Annotated in this window: 21 protein-coding genes; 16 read left to right on the top strand and 5 right to left on the bottom strand. The window is 65.2% G+C overall.

What is annotated here, in order from left to right; genetic code table 11:
* Positions 1–360 precede the first annotated feature (360 nt).
* The 5 genes from mihF (at position 361) to metK (ending at position 4,210) form a co-directional block, all read left to right on the top strand.
* Positions 361–678, top strand: coding sequence for an integration host factor, actinobacterial type (mihF, locus tag B4394_RS18665; RefSeq protein WP_030093544.1), 318 nt, complete (start codon positions 361–363; stop codon positions 676–678).
* Between the two features lie 10 nt (positions 679–688).
* Positions 689–1,258 carry a guanylate kinase gene (gene gmk, locus B4394_RS18660; protein ID WP_078287980.1) on the top strand — a complete coding sequence of 190 codons (570 nt, stop codon included), beginning with the start codon at positions 689–691 and terminating at the stop codon, positions 1,256–1,258.
* A 78-nt stretch (positions 1,259–1,336) separates the two neighbouring features.
* Positions 1,337–1,645, top strand: coding sequence for a DNA-directed RNA polymerase subunit omega (gene rpoZ / locus B4394_RS18655; protein ID WP_030093542.1), 309 nt, complete (start codon positions 1,337–1,339; stop codon positions 1,643–1,645).
* A gap of 17 nt (positions 1,646–1,662) precedes the next feature.
* Positions 1,663–2,925, top strand: coding sequence for a bifunctional phosphopantothenoylcysteine decarboxylase/phosphopantothenate--cysteine ligase CoaBC (gene coaBC, locus B4394_RS18650; RefSeq protein WP_078311877.1), 1,263 nt, complete (start codon positions 1,663–1,665; stop codon positions 2,923–2,925).
* 82 nt (positions 2,926–3,007) lie between these two features.
* A complete protein-coding gene (metK, locus tag B4394_RS18645) occupies positions 3,008–4,210 on the top strand; it encodes a methionine adenosyltransferase (protein ID WP_078311878.1) in 1,203 nt (400 codons plus the stop codon).
* A gap of 67 nt (positions 4,211–4,277) precedes the next feature.
* Here metK and B4394_RS18640 read toward each other — a convergent pair whose 3' ends face one another.
* Positions 4,278–5,069 (bottom strand): phosphatidylethanolamine N-methyltransferase family domain-containing protein, encoded by a 792-nt coding sequence (locus tag B4394_RS18640; RefSeq protein WP_078311879.1) that lies wholly within the window; start codon positions 5,067–5,069, stop codon positions 4,278–4,280.
* Between the two features lie 210 nt (positions 5,070–5,279).
* Between B4394_RS18640 and B4394_RS18635 the strand changes: the two genes are divergently transcribed.
* The 4 genes from B4394_RS18635 to B4394_RS18620 are packed head-to-tail and all read left to right on the top strand — an operon-like array spanning position 5,280 to position 10,065.
* Positions 5,280–6,122, top strand: coding sequence for a nitrilase-related carbon-nitrogen hydrolase (locus B4394_RS18635; RefSeq protein WP_176138339.1), 843 nt, complete (start codon positions 5,280–5,282; stop codon positions 6,120–6,122).
* A 10-nt stretch (positions 6,123–6,132) separates the two neighbouring features.
* The gene (gene hydA, locus B4394_RS18630; protein WP_078311882.1) at positions 6,133–7,554 is read left to right on the top strand and encodes a dihydropyrimidinase; all 1,422 of its coding nucleotides are present in this window, start codon (positions 6,133–6,135) and stop codon (positions 7,552–7,554) included.
* A gap of 25 nt (positions 7,555–7,579) precedes the next feature.
* Complete coding sequence (locus tag B4394_RS18625; RefSeq protein WP_078315912.1) at positions 7,580–8,596, top strand: TIGR03842 family LLM class F420-dependent oxidoreductase; 1,017 nt, start codon at positions 7,580–7,582, stop codon at positions 8,594–8,596.
* Positions 8,596–10,065 carry an NCS1 family nucleobase:cation symporter-1 gene (locus B4394_RS18620; RefSeq protein WP_078311885.1) on the top strand — a complete coding sequence of 490 codons (1,470 nt, stop codon included), beginning with the start codon at positions 8,596–8,598 and terminating at the stop codon, positions 10,063–10,065. The genes B4394_RS18625 and B4394_RS18620 overlap by 1 nt, the downstream gene beginning before the upstream one ends.
* Here B4394_RS18620 and B4394_RS18615 read toward each other — a convergent pair.
* A complete protein-coding gene (locus B4394_RS18615; protein WP_078312069.1) occupies positions 10,030–10,968 on the bottom strand; it encodes an alpha/beta hydrolase in 939 nt (312 codons plus the stop codon). The genes B4394_RS18620 and B4394_RS18615 overlap by 36 nt on opposite strands.
* A gap of 57 nt (positions 10,969–11,025) precedes the next feature.
* Here B4394_RS18615 and B4394_RS18610 point away from each other — a divergent pair, with 57 nt between their 5' ends.
* Positions 11,026–13,032 (top strand): primosomal protein N', encoded by a 2,007-nt coding sequence (locus B4394_RS18610; RefSeq protein WP_139360293.1) that lies wholly within the window; start codon positions 11,026–11,028, stop codon positions 13,030–13,032.
* Between the two features lie 11 nt (positions 13,033–13,043).
* On the opposite strand, the gene B4394_RS18605 is transcribed toward B4394_RS18610, so the two are convergent.
* Entirely contained in the window at positions 13,044–13,610 is a 567-nt protein-coding gene (locus tag B4394_RS18605) for a TetR/AcrR family transcriptional regulator (RefSeq protein ID WP_078315923.1), read from the bottom strand.
* Positions 13,611–13,789: 179 nt separating this feature from the next.
* Between B4394_RS18605 and fmt the strand changes: the two genes are divergently transcribed.
* Genes fmt through ribD form a run of 4 tightly spaced genes read left to right on the top strand, consistent with a single transcriptional unit; the run spans position 13,790 to position 17,852 of the window.
* Positions 13,790–14,722: a methionyl-tRNA formyltransferase gene (fmt, locus tag B4394_RS18600; RefSeq protein WP_078315911.1), complete on the top strand. Its 933-nt coding sequence runs from the start codon at positions 13,790–13,792 to the stop codon at positions 14,720–14,722.
* Positions 14,719–16,122 (top strand): RsmB/NOP family class I SAM-dependent RNA methyltransferase, encoded by a 1,404-nt coding sequence (locus tag B4394_RS18595; RefSeq protein ID WP_078315910.1) that lies wholly within the window; start codon positions 14,719–14,721, stop codon positions 16,120–16,122. The genes fmt and B4394_RS18595 overlap by 4 nt, the downstream gene beginning before the upstream one ends.
* Before the next feature lie 22 nt (positions 16,123–16,144).
* Entirely contained in the window at positions 16,145–16,828 is a 684-nt protein-coding gene (gene rpe, locus B4394_RS18590; protein ID WP_099051837.1) for a ribulose-phosphate 3-epimerase, read from the top strand.
* 1 nt (position 16,829) lies between these two features.
* Positions 16,830–17,852 carry a bifunctional diaminohydroxyphosphoribosylaminopyrimidine deaminase/5-amino-6-(5-phosphoribosylamino)uracil reductase RibD gene (gene ribD, locus B4394_RS18585; RefSeq protein ID WP_078311893.1) on the top strand — a complete coding sequence of 341 codons (1,023 nt, stop codon included), beginning with the start codon at positions 16,830–16,832 and terminating at the stop codon, positions 17,850–17,852.
* Here ribD and B4394_RS18580 read toward each other — a convergent pair.
* Positions 17,820–19,358 (bottom strand): MFS transporter, encoded by a 1,539-nt coding sequence (locus tag B4394_RS18580; RefSeq protein ID WP_078311895.1) that lies wholly within the window; start codon positions 19,356–19,358, stop codon positions 17,820–17,822. The genes ribD and B4394_RS18580 overlap by 33 nt on opposite strands.
* Complete coding sequence (locus B4394_RS18575; protein WP_078311897.1) at positions 19,355–20,029, bottom strand: LppX_LprAFG lipoprotein; 675 nt, start codon at positions 20,027–20,029, stop codon at positions 19,355–19,357. The genes B4394_RS18580 and B4394_RS18575 overlap by 4 nt, the downstream gene beginning before the upstream one ends.
* A 172-nt stretch (positions 20,030–20,201) precedes the next feature.
* Here B4394_RS18575 and B4394_RS18570 point away from each other — a divergent pair, with 172 nt between their 5' ends.
* Entirely contained in the window at positions 20,202–20,939 is a 738-nt protein-coding gene (locus B4394_RS18570; RefSeq protein ID WP_078311899.1) for an Rv1815 family serine proteinase, read from the top strand.
* Positions 20,940–21,093: 154 nt separating this feature from the next.
* Positions 21,094–21,960: a MetQ/NlpA family ABC transporter substrate-binding protein gene (locus tag B4394_RS18565; protein WP_078311900.1), complete on the top strand. Its 867-nt coding sequence runs from the start codon at positions 21,094–21,096 to the stop codon at positions 21,958–21,960.
* Positions 21,961–21,967 lie beyond the last annotated feature (7 nt).

The raw sequence follows: 21,967 nt of genomic DNA, 5'->3' as shown, positions 1-21,967 counted from the left end.
GACGGGTCGCGACACGCGCAACACGAGATTCACACAAGATTTTCAGTTTGCCCTCACGGCAATCACGGTTTGCTTGTCTCCGGTTCAGGGACAAGAATTACTGGTATTGTCAACTCTGACCGAAATACGCAGGGAGGCAATAGCTTTCATTGGCGACCTGCAGAAATGCCGGGTGGGAACGGGTGAACGCGATGGTTGCTCGGCAGGATCGCCCGCGGCCCCTCTAGCAGGCGATTTTCACCGAGAACAGGGGGGTGGGGTTCACATATGTCGGTTGGCGTGGGTACGGTCGCTGTCGCTGGCTGGTTGTTTTCCAGCCGATCAGAAAAACCGACGAGTTTCGTATGAGACGGAGGAATCGTGGCCCTTCCACAGTTGACTGACGAGCAGCGTGCCGCCGCGTTGGCGAAGGCGGCTGCCGCCCGCCGCGCCCGGGCCGAGCTCAAGGAAAAGCTCAAGAAAGGTGGCACCAATCTCAAGCAGGTGCTCAAGGACGCCGAGACCGATGAGGTCCTGGGCAAGATGAAGGTTTCTGCACTGCTGGAAGCCCTGCCCAAGGTCGGCAAGGTCAAGGCGCAGGAGATCATGACCGAGCTGGAGATCGCCCCGACCCGCCGTTTGCGTGGTCTTGGTGACCGTCAGCGCAAGGCGCTGTTGGAGCGGTTCGACTTCTCCTGATCTTCTCCAGATGACAGCTTCGATGAGGGGCCGGGTAGTAGTCCTATCCGGCCCCTCAGCCGTCGGCAAGTCCACCGTCGTGCGTCGCCTGCGCGATGACGTACAAGGCCTCTTCTTCAGCGTCTCCGCCACGACCAGGGCCCCGAGGCCCGGGGAAGTGGACGGCGTCGACTACCACTTCGTCACCGCCGAAGAGTTCCAGCGGCTCATTGACACCGGTGCGCTGCTGGAATGGGCCGATATCCACGGTGGATTGCAGCGTTCGGGAACTCCGGCCGCGCCGGTCCGCGAAGCGATGGAGGCCGGTCGCCCGACCCTCATCGAGGTCGACCTGGCCGGGGCCCGTGCCATCAAGGCCGCACTTCCGCAGGCTCTGACGGTCTTCCTGTCTCCGCCGAGCTGGGACGCGCTGGTGCAGCGCCTTACCGGCCGAGGCACCGAATCAGAGGCCGTGATCGCCCGGCGATTGCAAACTGCCGAGGTCGAAATGGCGGCTCAAAGTGACTTTGATGTCGTCGTCGTCAATGACCAGTTGGAAAATGCCTGCGCACAGTTGGTATCGTTATTGGTCGGACGTTAACCGGCAGCGCATCAACAGACACTGCGAACACCGCGCCAGCCATACTCAGCGCCATCTACCTATCCAGGAGATTTCTTAGTGAGCACCTCCCAGACCGACGTCATCGTCGAACCGGGCACCGAAAGCTACGACGCCGCTCTCGACACGCCGCTGGGTATCACCAACCCGCCGATTGACGAGCTGCTGGCGCGGGCATCGAGCAAGTACGCGCTCGTGATCTACGCAGCCAAGCGCGCCCGCCAGATCAACGACTACTACAACCAGCTGGGCGACGGCATCCTCGAGTACGTGGGTCCGCTGGTCGAGCCGGGTCTGCAGGAGAAGCCGCTGTCGATCGCGCTGCGCGAGATCCACGGCGACCTGCTTGAGCACACCGAAGGCGAGTAGAAGCCAGGACGCCGGTCATGGCCGACCGTAAGCGGATCATCGTCGGAGTGGGCGGGGGAATTGCCGCCTACAAGGCCTGCACCGTGGTACGCCAGCTCGCGGAGGCCGGACACAGCGTCCGGGTCATTCCCACCGAGTCGGCCCTGCAGTTCGTGGGTGCCGCAACGTTCGAGGCGCTCTCGGGTGAGCCGGCCCGAACCGGGGTCTTCGATGACGTTCCGGAGGTTCCGCACGTACGGCTCGGGCAGGACGCGGACCTGGTCGTGGTCGCGCCTGCCACCGCGGATCTGCTGGCCCGCACGGCCACGGGTCGCGCCGACGATCTGCTGACCGCGACCCTGCTGACTGCGCGTTGTCCGGTGCTCTTCGCCCCTGCCATGCACACGGAGATGTGGCTGCACGCCGCGACCCAGCACAACGTGTCGACACTGCGTGAGCGCGGCGCCGTTGTCCTCGAGCCCGCGTCGGGGAGGCTCACCGGTGCCGACACCGGTCCTGGCCGTCTGCCCGAGGCGGAAGAAATCACCACCCTGGCGCAACTGCTACTGGCCCGCGCGGACGCGCTGCCGCACGATCTGGCCGGGGTACGCGTCCTTGTCACCGCCGGTGGCACGCGCGAGCCGCTGGATCCCGTGCGCTTCATCGGGAACCGCAGCTCCGGTAAGCAGGGATACGCGATAGCCCGGGTCGCCGCCCAACGCGGAGCCGAGGTCACGCTTATCGCGGCGCACACCGTTGGGCTGCCAGATCCGGCCGGGGTCGATGTGGTGCACATCAGCTCCGCGGCGCAACTGCAGGACGCGGTCACCAAACATGCTCCCGAGGCAGAGGCGTTGATTATGGCCGCGGCCGTGGCCGACTTCCGGCCCGCCCACGTTGCGACCAGCAAGATCAAAAAGAGCCACAGTCCCGACGGTGAGAACCCCGTCGATGCGCCCATCGAATTGCTGCGCAACGCTGACGTGCTGGCCGGCGTGGTCCGTGCGCGCACAGACGGGCAGCTGCCCAAGATGCGGGCCATCGTCGGATTCGCCGCCGAAACCGGCGACGCCAACGGCGATGTGCTCCACCACGCCCGCACCAAGTTAAAGCGCAAGGGCTGTGATCTGTTGGTAGTCAACGCCGTTGGTGAAGGACGAGCGTTCGAAGTGGATAGCAACGATGGTTGGCTGCTCTCGGTCCAAAGCGGCGGTGCGGTCTCTGAAGTTGTCCTCGAGCACGGCACCAAAGTTCTGATGGCAAGCCGTATTGTGGATGCCGTCGCCGGGCTTTGTCAGTGAACCTGACAACCGGGTGTGGCCCCGATCTCAATTCGTCGGCCATAATGATTAGGACACGTAACGATCTGAAAGGGGCTGCGCTGTGAGCTCAGCGGGACGGCTTTTCACCAGCGAATCGGTGACCGAGGGGCATCCGGACAAGATCTGTGATGCCATCAGCGACTCGATCCTCGACGCGCTGCTCGCACAGGACCCCAAGTCCCGTGTCGCGGTGGAGACGCTGGTGACCACCGGTCAGGTGCACGTCGCCGGTGAAGTCACCACCTCCGCGTATGCCGACATCCCCAAGATCGTGCGTGATCGCGTTCTGGAGATCGGCTATGACTCGTCATCCAAGGGCTTTGACGGGCACTCCTGCGGTGTGAACATCGCCATCGGCGCGCAGTCTCCTGATATCGCCCAGGGTGTCGACACCGCTCACGAGGCCCGTGTCGAGGGTGCCGCCGACCCGCTGGACGCTCAGGGCGCCGGTGACCAGGGTCTGATGTTCGGTTACGCCATCAACGACACCCCCGAGCTGATGCCGCTGCCCATCGCGCTGGCGCACCGCCTCGCGCGCCGGCTGACCGAGGTCCGCAAGGAAGGCCTGCTGCCGTACCTGCGTCCTGACGGCAAGACCCAGGTCACCATCGAATACGACGGCTACAAGGCCGTGCGGCTCGACACGGTGGTGCTCTCCACACAGCACGCCGCCGATATCGACCTGGACAACCTGCTGACCCCGGATATCCGGGAGAAGGTCGTCAACACGGTCCTGGACGAGCTGGACCAGGAGTCGCTGGACATTTCCGACTACCGGCTGTTGGTGAACCCGACCGGCAAGTTCGTGCTCGGTGGCCCGATGGGTGATGCCGGCCTGACCGGCCGCAAGATCATCGTCGACACCTACGGCGGCTGGGCCCGGCACGGCGGCGGCGCGTTCTCCGGTAAGGATCCCTCAAAGGTGGACCGATCGGCCGCGTACGCGATGCGCTGGGTGGCCAAGAACGTGGTGGCCGCCGGGCTGGCGGACCGGGTAGAGGTACAGGTCGCCTACGCGATCGGTAAGGCCGCTCCAGTGGGCCTGTTCATCGACACCTTCGGCACGAACACCATCGACCAGGTCAAGATCGAGAAGGCCATCAACGAGGTGTTCGACCTGCGGCCGGGAGCGATCATCCGCGATCTGGACCTGCTGCGGCCGATCTATGCGCAGACCGCCGCGTACGGCCACTTCGGCCGTACCGACGTCGACCTGCCATGGGAGCGAACCGACCGGGTCGACGCGCTCAAAGCCGCCATCTAGCTTTCCCACAAAGAACGCCGAGTGTGAGCAGAACTGCTCACACTCGGCGTTTTTGTCGCACCGGCACTCAGATCAGATAGGGAATCAGGGCTTTCCGGTCGGTCGGGTAGTCGGTGAATTTCTCGTGGTACCAACGGTGGGTGGCCAGCGCGCGCGGAATCAGATTGCCGGCGGTGATCAGCAGGATGGCGATCCCGGGCAGCGCCCAGGTGAGGAGGGCGAATCCGGACCAGGCGATCAGCTCGCCCAGATACGCGGGGCTGGTGACACATCGGAACCCGCCGCCGAACGGGATGCGGTACTCGACACCGCCGGGGTTCTGCTTGTTACGAAGGTTACGGACGATCGACTCAGAGCTGAGTAGGAGCGCGAATCCGCACAGGTAGATGGCCAGGCCCGCCAGGAATCGTGGGTCCCGCAGCCAGGCGCTGTCGTATTGCCCGAAGAAGTCGTGGCTGAAGAGCGTTCCGTTGAGGTACCCATGCATCGACGTCACGAGCATGCCCATGACGACAACCGAGACGTTGAACGTGCTGCGCTTGCCGGGTACCTGGCGGATGGCAAGAGGGAAGTACCAGCCGCGGTTGGCGTAGTGCAGCATCCATATCCCGGCAAGAACCAGTGACGTCGGCTCGAAGCGGGCCGGTCCGGTCAGATAGCAGATGAGAAATACCGCGGTCGCCGGAATCTCCATCAGCCACCAACCGAGTTTCGGATTCAGATTGAGCCCGAGTTTTGTTGTCGAGAAGCGCCCATACGAACTCTGGGCGAAGAGGCCTCCGATGATCACGAATGCCGCGAAGCCGAGTGCCGCCGTCAGCACGGTGTCGTAAACGGTGTTGCCGGTGTACCAGTGCATGACGTTTCCCTCGGTGAGCGGGCGGCATCGCCCGGATGCGAATCGCAGAACTGTAACGTGTTCTACCACGCGCGTATCGGGCCCGGACGGAAGTGGCCAACCGCCGGGCCTCTGCGCCGGTGTTGTGCGGATTGGCGCGCGCGCCGGGCGAGGTGCGCATAGAGTCTGCCAATGACGGTGTCTGATGCTCTTCGTGCGAGCGGCTCGTCGGTGATCAGAGCCGCACTGACGCAAGCGACTTGGACTGGCGACAAGGAATCGATGCTGGCCAAGCACGAGCGCTTTGTCGCCGAGGCAGCGTCCCAGGGCGCTCAGGTGATCTGCTTCCAGGAGCTCTTCTACGGTCCCTACTTCGGCATCGTGCAGGACAAGAAGTACTACGAATACGCCGAGTCAGTGCCCGGACCGGTTACCGAGAGGTTCGCGGCGCTCGCCAGGGAGCACCGCATGGTCATGGTGCTGCCGGTATATGAGGAGGAGCGGCCGGGTGTTCTCTACAACACCGCCGCGGTGGTGGATGCCGACGGCACCTACCTGGGCAAATATCGCAAGCACCACATTCCGCATCTCGACCGATTTTGGGAGAAGTTCTACTTTCGGCCCGGGAACCTCGGGTACCCCGTGTTCGACACCGCGGTCGGGAAGATCGGCGTCTACATCTGTTACGACCGGCATTTCCCGGAAGGCTGGCGTAACTACGGGCTCGCCGGAGCAGAGCTGGTTTTCAACCCTTCGGCCACCAAACCCGGTCTGTCCAACAGACTTTGGGAGCTGGAGCAGCCTGCCGCGGCGGCGGCCAACCAGTACTTCGTCGGTGCCAATAACCGAATAGGAACTGAGAACGGCGAATTCGGGGATCAGGCCGTCACGTTCTACGGCAGTTCCTACTTCGTCGATCCGCGCGGCAACTACGTCGGCGAGATCGCCTCCGAGAGTGCCGAGGAGATCGTGATACGGGACCTGGACCTGTCCGTGGTCCGTGAGGTGCGGGCCGACTGGCAGTTCTATCGGGATCGCCGGCCCGACACGTACGGCCCGATCGTCGCTCCGTAGGAGGCTGTCGATGACAACGACCCTGATCCGAGGCGGCACCGTAGTGACGGCGACCGGACGTGGCGACGCGGATGTCCTGATCGACGGCGAGAAGATCGCTGCCGTGCTGCAACCCGGCAGCACGCTGCTGGGGGTGGATCTGGCCCGCGCCGTCGACACCGTGATCGAGGCGGCCGGCAAGTACGTCATCCCGGGCGGGATTGACGCGCACACTCATATGTCGATGCCCTTCGGTGGCACGACCGCCTCGGATGACTTCGAGACGGGGACGCGGGCCGCGGCCTGGGGCGGCACCACTACCATCATCGACTTTGCTGTGCAGAAATACGGTGAGCAGCTGCAAGATTCGCTGCAGACATGGCATGAGATGGCGGCGGGCCGGTGCGCGGTGGACTATTCCTTTCACCAGATTGTGGGTGACGTCAACGATGCCTCGCTGACGGCCCTGCGCGGCCTGGCCGACGAGGGCATCACGAGTTACAAGATGTTCATGGCGTACCCGGGGGTCTTCTACAGCAACGACGCGCAGATATTGCGCGCCATGCAGGTGGGTGCCGACACCGGGCTGATGACCATGATGCACGCCGAGAATGGTCCTGCCATAGATGTTTTGGTGGCTCAGCTGCTCGCGGCGGGCAAGACCGATCCGTACTACCACGGGATCGCGCGGGCCTGGCAGCTCGAGGAGGAGGCGACGCACCGCGCCATCATGCTGTCCAACCTGACGGGCGCGCCGCTGTACGTCGTGCACGTCTCGGCGAAACAGGCCGTCGCCCAGTTGGCCGCCGCGCGAGACGCGGGCCAGAACGTATACGGGGAGACCTGCCCGCAGTACTTGTACCTGTCCCTCGAGGACAACCTGGGTGCGCCGGGGTTCGAGGGCGCCAAGTGGGTCTGCTCGACACCGCTGCGGTCCAAACATGAACATCACCAGGATGAGATGTGGCGCGCGCTGCGGACCAACGACATACAGATGGTGTCGACCGATCATTGTCCGTTCTGCATGAAGGGACAGAAGGACATGGGCGTCGGGGATTTCTCGAAGATTCCCAACGGGATCGGCTCGATCGAGCACCGGATGGATCTGCTGTACCAGGGAGTTGTGGACGGCCGGATCACCGTGGAGCGGTGGGTAGAGATCACCTCGACGACTCCGGCCCGGATGTTCGGGCTCTACGGCCGCAAGGGAGTGATCGCGCCAGGTGCCGACGCGGACATCGTTGTCTACGACCCCCACGGGCACACCTCGATCGGGTTGGGCAAGACCCACCACATGAACATGGACCACTCGGCGTGGGAGGGGTACGAGATTGACGGACACGTCGACACCGTGCTCTCCCGTGGAAAGGTGATCGTCGACGGCGACGAGTATCTGGGCAGCAAGGGAGACGGTGCGTTTCTGCGCCGCGGCCTGTGTCAATACCTCATCTGAGGCTGGTCGATAGAGAGGGCCCGCGATGGATTTCGGAGTAGTCCTGCAATGTGATCCACCGGCCGCGCGAACGGTGCAGCTGGCCAAACTTGCCGAGGCACATGGCTTCAGCCATGTGTGGACCTTCGATTCGCACTTGCTGTGGCAGGAGCCCTATGTGCTCTACAGCCAGATTCTGCATGAGACCAAGCGGATCGTCGTGGGGCCCATGGTCACCAACCCCGCCACCCGGGACTGGACCGTGACCGCATCGCTGTACGCGACCCTGAACGACATGTACGGCAATCGCACTATCTGCGGCATCGGCCGCGGCGATTCGGCCGTCCGGGTGACCGGCGGCGCGCCCACGACCCTGGCCGCGCTGCGTGACTCGATCCACGTCATCAGAGAGCTCGCGAACTCGCGACCCGTCGAATACCACGGTGCCACTATGCAATTCCCGTGGAGCCGCTCCTCCACGCTCGAGGTATGGGTCGCGGCATACGGGCCCAAGGCCCTCGCCCTGACCGGCGAAGTAGCGGACGGTTTCATCTTGCAGCTCGCCGATATCGACATCGCGCGGTGGATGATCGGCGCCGTGCGGGAAGCGGCCGTGGCGGCCGGGCGTGATCCGGCGGATGTGCGGATCTGCGTGGCCGCACCCATGTATGTGGGATCGGACTGGACGCATATGCGCGACCAATGCCGATGGTTCGGTGGCATGGTGGGCAATCACGTGGCCGACATCGTGACCAGGTATGGCTCCCACGGTCAGGTACCACAATCGCTTACCGACTACATCGCCGGCCGTGAGGGATACGACTACAACCAGCACGGTCGGGCAGGGAATACCCATGCGGAGTTCGTGAGCGACGACATCGTCGAGCGCTTCTGTGTGCTCGGCACCGCGGCAGACCACATCGCAAAGTTGTTGGAGCTCAAGGCGCTCGGGGTGGACCAGTTCGCTGGATACCTGCAGCACGACAACAAGGAGGAAACACTGCGCGTATACGGGGAAACGGTTATTCCCGCTCTGTCACAACACATCACGGCGAAGAGCTGATGACGACAGCAGAGGGGGAGCTGGTGCCGGCAGCGGCCGCGAGCCGGCTGATTAACGAGGACCTGGCGCCCACCACCGCGGCGCAGGCGACCTGGCGCACCTGGGACATCTTCTGCCTCTGGATGACCTCGGCACACAGCCTGGGCAGCTACGGCTTCGCTGTGGGCATGTTGGCCCTGGGGCTGACGGGCTGGCAGACCATGCTGGCGCTCTTCGCCGGGGTGCTGGTGCTCTGGTTCGGGAGCAACCTGATCGGGATCGCCGGCCAACGGCTGGGGGTGCCGTTCCCGGTGTTCGCGCGCGCCACGTTCGGGATCTTCGGCGCCAATGTCCCGGCGCTGCTGCGTGGAATGGTCGCGATCTTCTGGTACGGAATCCAGACCTACCTGGCGTCCACGGCGGTGATCGTGCTGCTCTTGCGGCTGGATCCCGGGCTGCGGGCGTGGACCGAGCCGACATTCTTGGGCCTACACGTCTTGGGGTGGGCCGCCTTCCTGACGCTGTGGACCGTGCAGCTGGTGATCCTCAATTACGGCATGGAGATAGTCCGCAAGGCCTCCGACGTGGCGGGTCCGGTCGTGTGGATCGGGATGATCGCCCTGGCGATATGGATGCTGGCCCGGGTGGACTGGAGCATCGACTTCGGTGCGCGCGTCGGAGCGCCGCTCACACCGGGAGCCACGGTGCTCGCCTTCACCGGAGTGGCGTTCTTGATGGTTGCCTTCATGGCCGGTCCCTTGGTCAACTACGCGGACTTCGCCCGGTTTGCGCCCAGCCGCGGGGCGATCCTGCGCGGGAATGCGCTGGGCATCCCGCTCAACGAGACCGCGTTCGTGGTGATCTCGATCGTCATTTCGCTTGCCGCGCTGAAGAAATACGGCAGTGTGATGACCGATCCGGTGGAGCTGGTCGCCGATATCGATTCGGATGCCGTCGTGATTGTCGCGGCGGTGCTCTTTGCCGTCGCCACCGTGGGCATCAATGTGGTGCTCAATTTCGTCTCGCCGTCGTACGACATCTCGAACGTCGCACCGAAGTACATCTCATTTCGCACCGGGGGCATCATCACCGCGGTCCTTTCGGTCGCGGTGCTTCCCTGGAAGATCTGGGGAAACGAAGCCGCCATCGTGTACTTCCTCGGCGGGGTCGGCGCACTGATGGGGCCGGTGTTCGGGATCCTCGTCGTCGACTACTACCTGCTGCGCCGCCAACGCACCAATACGGCCGACCTGTACTCCGAGTCCACCGAGGGCGCCTACTACTACATTCGCGGGTTCAACCCCGCGGCCTTGATCGCGCTGGGTGTTTCGGGTGCGGCAGCGGTCGCTCTTGCGCTTGTGCCCTCGTCGCAGAGCCTGACCGCGCTGTCATGGCCCGCCGGTGCGCTGTTGGGGGGCGTGCTGATGTACGTGTTGAGCTTGTCGCGCATCGGGCTAGCCGTGCAGCGCCGCCCTCAGAGCGGCCAATGACCGATCCCGCTCTTCGGTGGCGGCGGGCACGATATCGGCGTACCCCAGGTAGCCGTGAATCAACGTGGGGGCGTTGTGCAGCTCGACCGGCACGCCAGCTCCGCTGAGCAGCTCGGCGTACTTGGCGCCGTCATCGCGCAGCGGATCGAACTGTGCGGTACCGATGAATGCCGGGGCCAGCCCCTCGAAGCTTTCGGCGCGGGCCGGCACCAGCGTCGGGCCGGCGGTGGCGGGATTGGTGTCTCCGAGATACCACTTGCTCAGCCCGGCGACTGCCTTGACGTCCAGGACGGGCGCCTCGGCATTTTCGATCATCGATGGCAGCGTCACGTCGAAGGTGGTCGCTGGGTACCACAGCACCTGGAAAGCCAATGGAATGCCGTGATCGCGGGCCAGCTGGGCCAGCACCGCGGAGAGGTTTCCGCCGGCGGAATCGCCACCGACGGCAAGACGATCAGGGTCGCCGCCAATGTCGGCGGCATGTTCGTGCACCCATTGCAACGCGGCCCAGCAGTCCTCGACCGCGGCCGGATAGGGATGCTCCGGTGCCAGTCGATAGTCCACCGACACGACCACGGCGTCGGCCTGCACGGCCGCCGCACGGCCGACCGCATCATGGGTATCCAGGTCGCCGATTACCCAGCCACCCCCGTGGATCAGCACGAACACCGGGTGTACCCCGTCCGCGGACGGGGAGTAGATACGCACCGGTATCTCACCGGCGGGGCCGGGGATGGTGCGGTCCTCCACCTTGGCGACCTCGATCCACGGTGGGCGTGCGGTGGCGATCGCCCGATAGGCGTCCCGGGAAGCCTGCGGGCCGTCCGGCGAAACGAGCTGAATCGGAACAGCTTCCAGGATCTTCAGGATGATCGGGTCGATGCCGGTTTCGGTGGCGGTCATGTCGTCACTGTATCGGGTGCTGACCTGCGAGTCGGGGGCGTCTGCTAGAACCACCAGGTGACTGCGACGCGGGTGGTGGCCGAGCACGAGCCGGTGGCTCGGGTACTGCCGCTGCTCACCGTGCCTCATCTGGATCGCGAGTTTGACTACCTGGTGTCGGCGGAGCAGTCCGACGACGCCCAGCCGGGAGTGCGGGTGCGGGTGCGATTCCACGGTCGGCTGGTGGACGCGATCCTGCTGGAACGCCGCTCGGAAACTGATCACCCCGGCAAGCTCGGGTGGCTGGATCGTGTCGTATCGCCTACGCGAGTGCTGACGCCGGATGTGCGCAGGCTCGTCGACGCGGTGGCGGCCCGCTACGCGGGAACCCGCGCGGACGTGTTGCGTCTGGCGCTGCCGCCTCGTCACGCGCGCGTCGAAAAGGAAATCCGCGCGGCGGCGGCCGATGATGTCGTGGCGGCGCCGGTCGACGGCTCGGGATGGGGCCGCTATCAACGTGGTGAGCGATTTCTCGAGGCGCTCGCGCAGGGCCGCGCCGCGCGTGCGGTGTGGCAGGCACTGCCCGGGGAGGCGTGGTGCACCCGGCTCGCCGAGGCCGCGGTAGCCGCGGTGAGTACCGGCAGGGGAGTGCTCGCGGTCGTCCCGGATCAGCGCGATATCGATGCGTTGGCCGCTGAATGTGTGAAACATGTTGGTGCACAACGTGTTATCGCACTTTCGGCGGAGCTCGGCCCCGCTGAGCGGTATCGGCGCTGGCTCGCGGTGCTGCGCGGAGACGCCACGGTGGTGATCGGTACCCGGGCCGCGGTGTTCGCGCCGGTGTCCGATCTGGGGCTCGTGATGGTCTGGGACGACGGTGATGACAACCTCGCCGAGCCCCGTTCTCCTTATCCGCACGCCCGCGAGGTGGCGATGCTGCGTGCGCATCAGCTGCGGTGTGCTGCGGTGATCGGGGGGTATGCGCGCACCGCTGAGTCTCAGGCACTGGTGGTGAGCGGCTGGGCGCATGACTTGGTCGCGGCCCGTGCGGTGGTACGCAAGGCCTCCGCCCGGATCAGTGCCCTCGACGACAGTGGATATGCGCAGGAACGCGATCCGGCAGCACGTTCGGCTCGACTCCCCATGGTGGCGCTGACTGCCGCACGGGATGCGTTGAAGCGTGGGCATTCGGTGCTCGTGCAGGTCCCGCGCCGTGGGTATGTGCCCGCGTTGGCCTGCACTCGCTGCCGCACTGTCGCGCGGTGTCGTCATTGCACCGGCCCGCTGGCGCTGGAAGGACCAAGTGATACCTCGAGCCCCAGCTGTCGCTGGTGCGGACGCGTCGATGCCGATCTGCGTTGCGCCCGCTGCGGCTCGGGTGCGGTGCGCGCCGTGGTGGTGGGCGCGCGCAGGACCGCCGAGGAGCTCGGTAGAGCACTGCCGGGAGTTCCGGTGGTGACATCCGGCGGCGGCGAGGTGCACACCACGGTCACCGGGCCGCCGAGCCTGGTGGTGTGCACGCCAGGGGCAGAACCCCTGACACCCAACGGATATGGCGCGGCACTGCTCCTGGATGCGTGGGCATTGCTCGGACGTCAGGACCTGCGGGCCGCGGAAGACACCTTGCGCAAGTGGATGGCTGCCGCCGCGCTGGTGCGCGGAGCCGACGAGGGCGGAACCGTCGTTGTCGTGGCGGATTCGACCCTACCGACGGTGCAGGCACTGATCCGGTGGGATCCGGTGGGGCATGCCGCCGCCGAACTGGCTGCCCGTGCGGAGGTGGGATTGCCGCCGCAGGTGCATATCGCGGCCATCGACGGGCCCGCCGTGGCGGTGGCGGCCCTCATCGACACTGCTGATCTTCCCGAGGGTGCCGAGCTGTTGGGACCCGTCGATCTACCGGTAGGGGCACGCCGCCCGGCCGGGATATCCGATGGCGTCGAGGTGGTGCGCATGCTCATTCGGGTCGAGCGCACGGCGGGACTTGAGATGGCCGCGGCTTTGCGCCGGGGAGTGGCAACGCTGAGTGCGCGACGTGACGCCGAGCCCGTCAGAATCCAGATCGATCCGCTCCACGTGGGTTGATCCGGCGAACGTCAGGCATTAGCGGCGGTGAGCGCTGGGCCACCACCGATACCGTGGGCGAAGGTATCGACGATGTAGCCCAGGAGCTCCTCGCGAGTCATATCGCTCGTGTTTGTCCACCAGTTGATGGTCATGAGCACGCCGCCGACCGCGAGCCGTGACCAGATAGGCGCCAGCTGTCGCATGTGTGCGCCGGGGAACTCGGCCTGCAAATGCTCTTCGGTCACCTGCGCGATGAGGTCGAAGACGCCGTGGTCGAGTCGTTCCTGGGCGGTGAGGTCGCGATCGAGCGCGACGTACAGCTCCGGTTCCGCGATGATCCAGTCGATAACGATGTCCGAAAAAGCCCGGGTTTGATCGCGTATATCGCCGACCATGCTGTCGCGCCACGAACCGGCGATCAGCCGATCTGCGTGACGGCGGCTCAACGCCCGCAGCAGGTCCGCCTTGGTGGGAAAGATCGCGTAGCAGGCGGACCGGGCGAATCCTGCCTCCCTGGCGACCTCGGCAATGGACACGCTGCCCCCGCTGTTGCGAATCGCGCGCTCCGCGGCGTCGAGCAGGTCCTCAGTTCGCAACTTGCGATCGTAGGGAGCGCCACTCGGCCGGCCTCGTCCTCTGGTAGCCATCAAGATTATGGTATCGGATGTATCCAGACTTGGGATCGCGATCCTCGGCGAACGCAACGGGCCGTCCCGGGCGCGGCCGGTCCACCGGGGATTCGATGTAGACGGCGCATCGTTCCTAGACTGACGCGGTGCGCATAGTGTTCGCCGGTACTCCGGCCCCGGCGTTGCCGTCTCTGCGAAGGCTGTTGGCCTCCCGTCATGAGGTGGTCGCGGTACTGACCCGGCCCGACGCCCGCTCAGGCAGGGGACGAGCCTCGGCGGCGTCGCCCGTGGCCGAGCTGGCCCACGAGCATGGGATCACCGTGCTTGCCCCATCGCGCCCGAACGCCCCCGAGTTCGTCAGTGAGCTCACTGAACTCGCTCCGGACTGCTGCGCGGTGGTCGCCTACGGGGCCCTGCTGAAATCCGAGTTGCTCGCCGTGCCCACGCATGGCTGGGTGAATCTGCATTTCTCACTGTTGCCCGCGTGGCGTGGCGCCGCGCCCGTGCAGGCATCCATCGCCGCTGGTGACGAGATAACCGGTGCCACCACGTTTCTTATCGAGCCCGCATTGGACAGCGGGCCTGTCTACGGCGTGGTCACCGAGCGGATCAGCGCCGGCGACACCGCTGGTGCGTTGCTGGGCAGGCTCGCCGAAACCGGTGCGGGCCTTCTTGAATCGACAATGGACGGGATCGAAGACGGGGCACTGATCGCCGTTCCGCAGGTAGCCGACGGAGTGAGCACCGCACCGAAGATCACCGTGGAGCACGCTCGAATCCGGTGGGAGCTTCCGGCGCATGCGATCGATCGCCATGTGCGAGCCATGACCCCCGAACCCGGCGCCTGGACAACCATCGGCGAGACGCGGGTCAAGGTGGGGCCGGTGCGGGTCGATGTTGACGAGCACGCCGAACAACTGCCGCCCGGAGTGCTCGCGGTTCGCAAACGAGACGTACTGGTCGGCACCGGCACGACGGCGATCGCGCTCAACGAGGTGCAGCCCCAAGGTAAGAAGCTGATGAACGCTGTCGACTGGGCGCGCGGCGCCAGACTGGATGCGGAGGTTCGCGCACTGTGAGCACACGACCGCCGCGTAGGCGGCCCAACCAGGATGCACGTCCGCCCGAGCGTGCGCGCCGCAAGCTCGATCCGGCACGTCAGGCAGCGCTCGATGTGCTGCGCGCGGTATCTCGTCACGACGCGTATGCCAATCTGGCGCTGCCCGCGTTGCTGCGTGAGCGCGGCATAGCCGGGCGCGACGCGGCCTTCGCCACCGAGCTCACCTATGGAACATCGAGGGCCCGTGGCCTTCTCGACGCGGTGATCGCCTCGGCAGCGGGCCGCTCGATCGACGAGGTGGACGAGGGGCTGCGCGATCCGCTGCGGCTGGGTGCCTATCAGCTGCTACGCACCCGCGTAGAACCCCATGCGGCACTGTCCACCACCGTCGATGCGGTAGCCGTCGAATTCGACCAGGGCAGAGCCGGTTTCGTGAATGCGGTACTGCGGACGATCTCCCGCCGCAGCGAAGAAGAATGGGTACAGGAGCTGGCCCCGCCGGAATCCGACAGGATCGGCCGGCTCGCCTTCGCGACCGCCCACCCGCGGTGGATCGCACAGGCGTTTTCCGATGCGCTGGGCCCAGCGGCCGCTGAGCTCGGTGACGTGCTCGCCAGTGACGACGAGCGCCCTGTCGTTCACCTCGCCGCACGTCCGGGCCACATGGATGCGGAAACGCTGGCCGAAGAGGTGGGCGGCACCGTCGGCCGCTACTCGCCCTACGCGGTGTATCTACCCGGCGGAAACCCGGGCCGACTGGAGGCCCTCCGCGACGGCCAGGCACAGGTACAAGACGAAGGCAGCCAGCTGGTCGCGCGCGCGACAGCGCTGGCTCCGCTCGACGGCACCGACGAACGATGGCTTGATCTGTGTGCCGGGCCGGGCGGCAAGACGGCGCTACTGGGAGCCCTGGCTGCCCAGCGCGGTGCCCATGTCACGGCGGTCGAGATCGCCGCGCATCGGGCCGGGTTGGTGGCCACCGCCGCGAAATCGTTGCCGGTGACGGTGCTCACCGCGGATGGGCGTCAAAGCGGGCTGGCGCCCGCATCCTTCGACCGCGTGCTGGTTGACGCACCGTGCACGGGGCTCGGTGCGCTGCGCCGCCGCCCCGAGGCTCGCTGGCGGCGTCAACCAGGCGACATCCCGGCGCTAGTCAAGCTGCAACGCGAATTGCTCTCCAGCGCCATCGAATTGACTCGACCGGGCGGCGTCATCGTGTACAGCACCTGCTCGCCGCACCTGGCGGAAACAGTGGGTGTGGTGTCCGATGCGGTGCGGCGTCACCCGGTAACCGCCGAGGACGCCCGTGCGGCGTTCCCCGGTGTGGATGGGCTCGGCGATGCCGATGCGGTGCAATTGTGGCCGCACCGGCACGGCACCGATGCCATGTTCACTGCCCTCCTGCGCAAACACGCATAAAGCGGCACATAAGCTGAACGGCATGTCTCACCGCGCTCCCATGATCGCCCCATCGATCCTGTCCGCCGACTTCGCACGTCTTGCCGACGAGATGGCGGCCGTGGAAGGGGCCGATTGGCTGCATGTGGACGTCATGGATGGGCACTTCGTACCCAATCTGACGCTGGGTCTTCCCGTCGTCGACAGTCTGCTGGCCGCAACCGATATCCCCATTGATTGCCACCTGATGATCGATAACCCGGATCGTTGGGCACCCGGATACGCCGAGGCGGGGGCACACAACGTGACCTTCCACGCCGAGGCCACGGATAATCCCGTCGCCGTCGCCCGTGACATTCGTGCCGCGGGTGCCAAGGCCGGTCTCAGCATCAAACCGGGCACACCCCTGGACCCATATCTCGAGGTGCTCAAGGACTTTGACACGCTCCTGGTGATGTCGGTGGAACCAGGATTTGGTGGACAATCATTCATCGCAGGCGTACTCGACAAGGTGCGCGCGGTGCGCAAGCTCGTAGACTCCGGCGAGCTGACCGTGCTTGTGGAGATTGACGGCGGCATCAATGCCGACACTATCGAGCAAGCCGCCGAGGCGGGCGTCGACTGTTTCGTCGCGGGTTCGGCTGTCTATGGCGCGCAGGACCCCCAAGCGGCGGTGCGGGCGCTGCGTGAACAAGCCGCCAGGGCAGCAACACATTTGGCCCGCTGATATGACCAACCCGATCGGTCTTGATGCCGCGATGGATCTGGCGATCCGGGCCGCCGAGCAGGTCAAGGGCAGCACCTATCCGAATCCGCCTGTCGGCGCGGTAATCCTGGATGCCACTGGCGTGGTCGTCGGGGTAGGCGGTACTCGCCCGCCCGGGCAGGAGCACGCCGAGGTGGTCGCGCTGGCCCAGGCCGGAGATGCCGCGGCAGGGGGTACTGCCGTCGTCACCCTGGAGCCGTGCAATCACCAGGGGAGAACCGGGCCATGTGTGGATGCGCTTGCATTGGCTGGCGTTTCACGTGTTGTCTACGCAGTCGATGATCCCAATCCGCAGGCGGCCGGGGGAGCCCAGCGTTTGCGCGCGCTGGGTGTGGACGTTCTCGGAGGCGTGGCTGCCGACCGGGTGGCGGCAGGTCCACTGCGAGAATGGCTGCACAAACAACGCACCGGACGGCCGCATGTCACCTGGAAGTACGGCGCCAGTGTGGATGGGCGCAGTGCCGCCAATGACGGCACCAGTCAATGGATCACCAGTGAGCAGTCACGGGCCGACGTGCATCGGCGCAGGGCGTTCGCCGATGCCGTTCTGGTGGGTACCGGCACCGTGTTCGCCGACGACCCACAACTCACCGCCCGCACCCCCGAGAACGTGTTGTGCCCGCATCAGCCATTGCGCGTCGTCGTCGGTATGCGCGAGGTCTCCTCGGACGCCAAGGTATTGAACGATGACTCGCACACCATGGTGATCCGGACGCACGACCCGGCCGAGGTGATCGCGGCGCTGGCGGACCGAACCGACGTCTTCTTGGAGGGTGGACCGACGCTGGCCGGGGCCTTCCTGCGCGCCGGTCTGGTGGACAGGATCCTGGCCTACCTCGCCCCGATGCTCCTGGGTGGCAACGTCCCCGCCGTGGAGGACGTGGGCGTCACCACCCTGTCGCGCGCGTTGCGCTGGGAGTACGACCACATCGAGCGAATGGGGCCCGATGTGCTACTGAGCCTCGTCCCCCGACTTGCGTTGTGAGCCAACGAAAATCGCGATGGCCGCACCAATCACGCAGACGACGGCCGTGATCGCGAACATCTCGCTATACATCTGGCTGTAGGCGTGAATGGATCGGTCCAGGAGCTGTTGTTGCAGCACAAGGAGATTCGGCTTTCCTTCCGGCTTGGGCTCCTTGGCTGCCAGTGCGTCGAAGTTCTGGTAGAAGCGATGGATGCCCCAGCCGCCGAGGGCCGCCATCCCGATCAGCATGCCCGTCATTCGAGCCACCACCACCAGCGCCGACGCGATGCCGTGCTGTACGGCGGGCACCACGCGTAGCGCTGCCGAGGAAAGCGGGCCGATCACCAGGCCCAGACCCACGCCGGCGACGATCAGGTCGGTATCGAGCCGGGGCAGTGTGAAGAACCCGAAATCGTGCCGGGCGGCCAACACATCCACCGGCCAGCCCGATATCAGGTAATAACCGAATGCGGCGATCAACAGACCGGCGACCGCGATGATCCGGTCGCCGAATCGTGTCGCCAGCCAGCCTCCGATCACCGCGCCGATCGGCAGTGCGACGAGGAACCGCGAGAGCAGGAACACGGCGTCGGCCTTGTCCATCTGCAGCACGCCCTGCCCCAGCAGCTCGATGTTCACGAGCGTCACCATGAGGGCGGCTCCGGCGGCCAGCGATGCGGCCAGCGCCGCGAAGAACGGACCGAACCGAACCCCTTCGGGGCTGATCAACCGAGTCTTGGCGCGCGATTCCCAGAGGATGAATGCCACGAACGCGACCGCGGCCCCGGTCAGTACCGGCAGACCCCAGTCCGGTAGCGCGGAGACCTTGGGGTCGGGGCTGTACAGGCCCACGACCAGCAGGCCCAGGGCGATGGCAAGCAGTGCGCCTCCGATGACGTCGACCTTCGGGCGGTTCGCGTCGTGCTGGTGCGCGGGGACACTGAACTGAACCAACACGATGGCGATGATCGCCAGCGGCACGTTGACCCAGAAGATCGCGGTCCAGGAGCCGAACAGCCATACACACAGAACGCCGTAGAGCGGGCCCAGCACGCTGCCCAGTTCCTGCGCGGCACCGATGCCGCCGAGAACCGTCGCGCGGTTGCGTGCCGCCCAGAGATCGGCTCCCAGAGCCAGGGTGACGGGCAGCAGCGCGCCGCTCGCGACACCCTGGATGACCCGGCCCGTGACCAACATCGTGAGATCGGTCGACATCGCGGTGACAACAGAGCCGATCGCGAAGCCCACCAGTGCCAGCTGCAGGATCAACCGGCGGCCGAATCGGTCGGAGGCCTGCCCCAAGAGCGGCATTGCGGCGATGTAGCCCAGCAGGTACCCGGTGACGATCGGGGTGACCTGCTGGATGTTGTTCAGCGCAATGCCGACGTCGCGCATGATGTCGGTGATAACGCTGACCACGACATAGGTGTCGAGGGCGCCCAACAGCACCGCCAGGCTTCCGGCGCCGATCGCGATGCCGCGATGCCGCAGCGGGAGAGTTGTCTCCTTGGCTGTATCGATCACGAGGCGGGCTTGTCGACCGTGACTGGCTTGCCCCAATCGGACAACGACATCTCAATGGTGTTGCCCGGGGACGTGTCGACGCTGACCTTGGTCAGTGCGTGATTGCCGTCCTTCGCGATCCAGGCCTTGCCCGGGATGTCCGAGGTGAGCTTGGAGCCGGCGAAGGTGTTGATGGCGTCCTTGTTCACGGTCCCGGTCACGAGCACGGAATCGACACCGTCGACGGTCTCGGTCTTCTCCGACTTGGCGCCGGTGAAGTTCGAGAGCAGATTGGCCAACCCCTTGTTGGGATCGAGAATGATCCCGACGTCGTAGACATCCTTGACGGGGCCCATGCTGGAGTAAGCGCTGCCGAGCTGGGCGAACAGCTCGCCGTCGACCACCACGAAGGGCAGCTCCAGTCCACCGGTCTTGGCGGTGCCCTTGGCGGCAAGGGCAGGCGTGGTGGTCAGATCGCCGGTGAGCTCGGAGAGCTTGATGGTCGGCTTGTCGCCGGTGACCTTGAGGACGAGGTGAGTACTCGTCTGTGTCTTGGTGGTGGCTGCCGACTCACTCAGGAGTGTGGCGGCCTCGGGCAAGTTGACGTCGGCCTTCTCGGTCTTGGAGCAGCCGGCCAGGGCGATGGCGGCGACTGCGACAGGGATAAGGGCGAGGCGGATGCGGTTGCGCATGCGTCCGATCGTAGAGGCTGAGTGCGACCCCGGGGGAGGCTCGCGACACGGCAGCGTTGCTGGCGATGAAATTGACACTCCAGCAATCCGCCGCCATGCTCGTTTGCAGGGCGGGATTGTCAACCGAGGGCTGGTTGTTGTGAAAAACGTGAGCAGAGCTCTGGCATGTGGTGTGTCCGCGGTCGCCGCGGTAGTCGGCATACTTGTTGCTTCACCTGCGCTTTCGGCCGCCGATCCAGCCTCGGAAACTCCTCCGAAGATTGTCGCTTTCCCGGGCATGTCGATTGTCCAGGGGGATAGCCGTTGCACTCTTGGCTACGTCGACCCGGCATCTCGAATCGGCCTGACGGCGGGCCATTGCAATGCCACCGGATCGGTGACCGACCTGGGCGGGAACCGTGTCGGCGAAGTGCTGCTGATGAGCCGGAACCTGCCCACCGGAGGCGCGATCGGTCCCGGAGATGTCGTTTCGGACTACGAAGGCATTTCGTTCGCGCCCGGGGTGGAGTTGAGCAGCACCCTGCCCAATGGTCTTGCGCTGCGGATGGCGCAGAACGCCGGGCCGGAGCCGGGGCTGCCGGTATGCCTCATGGGATCGGTGTCAGGCGAGACGTGCGGCAAGGTCGACGCGATTAACAACGGTTGGTTCACCATGTCGGATATCGGTGGGCAACACGGTGATTCGGGTGGCCCGGTGTACACCATCACCCAGCCTGGCCAGGCCTTGCTGGTGGGAATCTATTCGCTGCGCTGGGGAGGGAAGCCGGCGGCCATGTCCTGGTCGGCGATATCGGCTCAGATGCAGTCGCAGCTGGTGGCGCAGATTCCTGCTGCCGGACCGGGCAATGGTGGTCCCGAGCTGCCTAGCGTGCCTGTCACGGCGACCGCCGCGGCCCCTGCGGCGTCCTAGGCGCAGCCGGCTCATTTTCGTATTCGTGTAGGGCGCATTGCGCTTTCCATTCTGGTACTGTGGCGCCGTTCTGGGGCCACTAAGAAATTTGCTGTGCCTTCAGAAATTCCACAATGTCAATCATTGTGATCACACTGAATTTTGGAAGGTAGACATGAAACGCATTGCCATTGCTCTCGCCGCATTCGCGATAGCCATGGGGAGCGTCGGGTGTTCTGGAGGCGATGGCCAAGGCGGAAACATCGTTCGTATCGGCACGTCAGAGGCTGGTAAGGAATCCTGGGACGTTTTCGTCGATGAGGCAGGGAAGGCGGGAATCAAGCTCGTCACCACCAATTTCACCGACTACAGCCAGCCGAATGTGGCACTCACCCAAAAACAGATCGATGTGAATCTGTTTCAGCATCTACGTTTTCTGGCTGAATACAACGTCGCCGATAACGCAACACTTGCACCGGTCGGCGCCACCTACATCGTGCCGCTCGGTCTCTATTCGCAGAAGCATAAGACCCTCGCCGACATTCCACAGGGTGGGCAGATCGCCATCCCTAACGATCCGCCCAATCAGGCACGCGCGCTGTTCGTGCTGAAGGCCGCCGGGCTCATCACGCTCAAGGGCGGACGGGTGACGCCGAGTGCCGCCGATATCGACAAGGGCGCTTCCAGAGTCACGGTGACGCTAGTGGACGCGGCGCAGACGGCGCTGTCGCTCAAGTCGATCGACGGAGCCGTCATCAACAACACCTATCTGGCGCAGTCGAATATTGACCCCAAGAGCGCGCTCTACGCCGATGATCCAGCGAGTCCGGGCGCCGAGCCGTACATCAACGTCATCGTTGCGCGCGCCGAAGAGAAGGACAACCCGACGTACCAGAAACTTGTCGAGGTGTTCCATTCCCCGGCCGTCACCGAGGCATATGCCAAGGAGAGCAAGGGAACTCAACTGACGGTAACAAAGAGTGGCGCGGACTGCGCGTCGATCCTGGCCAGGATCGAGCAGCAGATCCGCAGCGAAAAATGACGACGGA

Origin of the sequence: Mycobacterium sp. D16Q16 (genome assembly GCF_002013745.1) — a bacterium.
Taxonomy (GTDB): domain Bacteria; phylum Actinomycetota; class Actinomycetes; order Mycobacteriales; family Mycobacteriaceae; genus Mycobacterium.
This window is presented reverse-complemented; position numbering and strand designations above follow the sequence as displayed.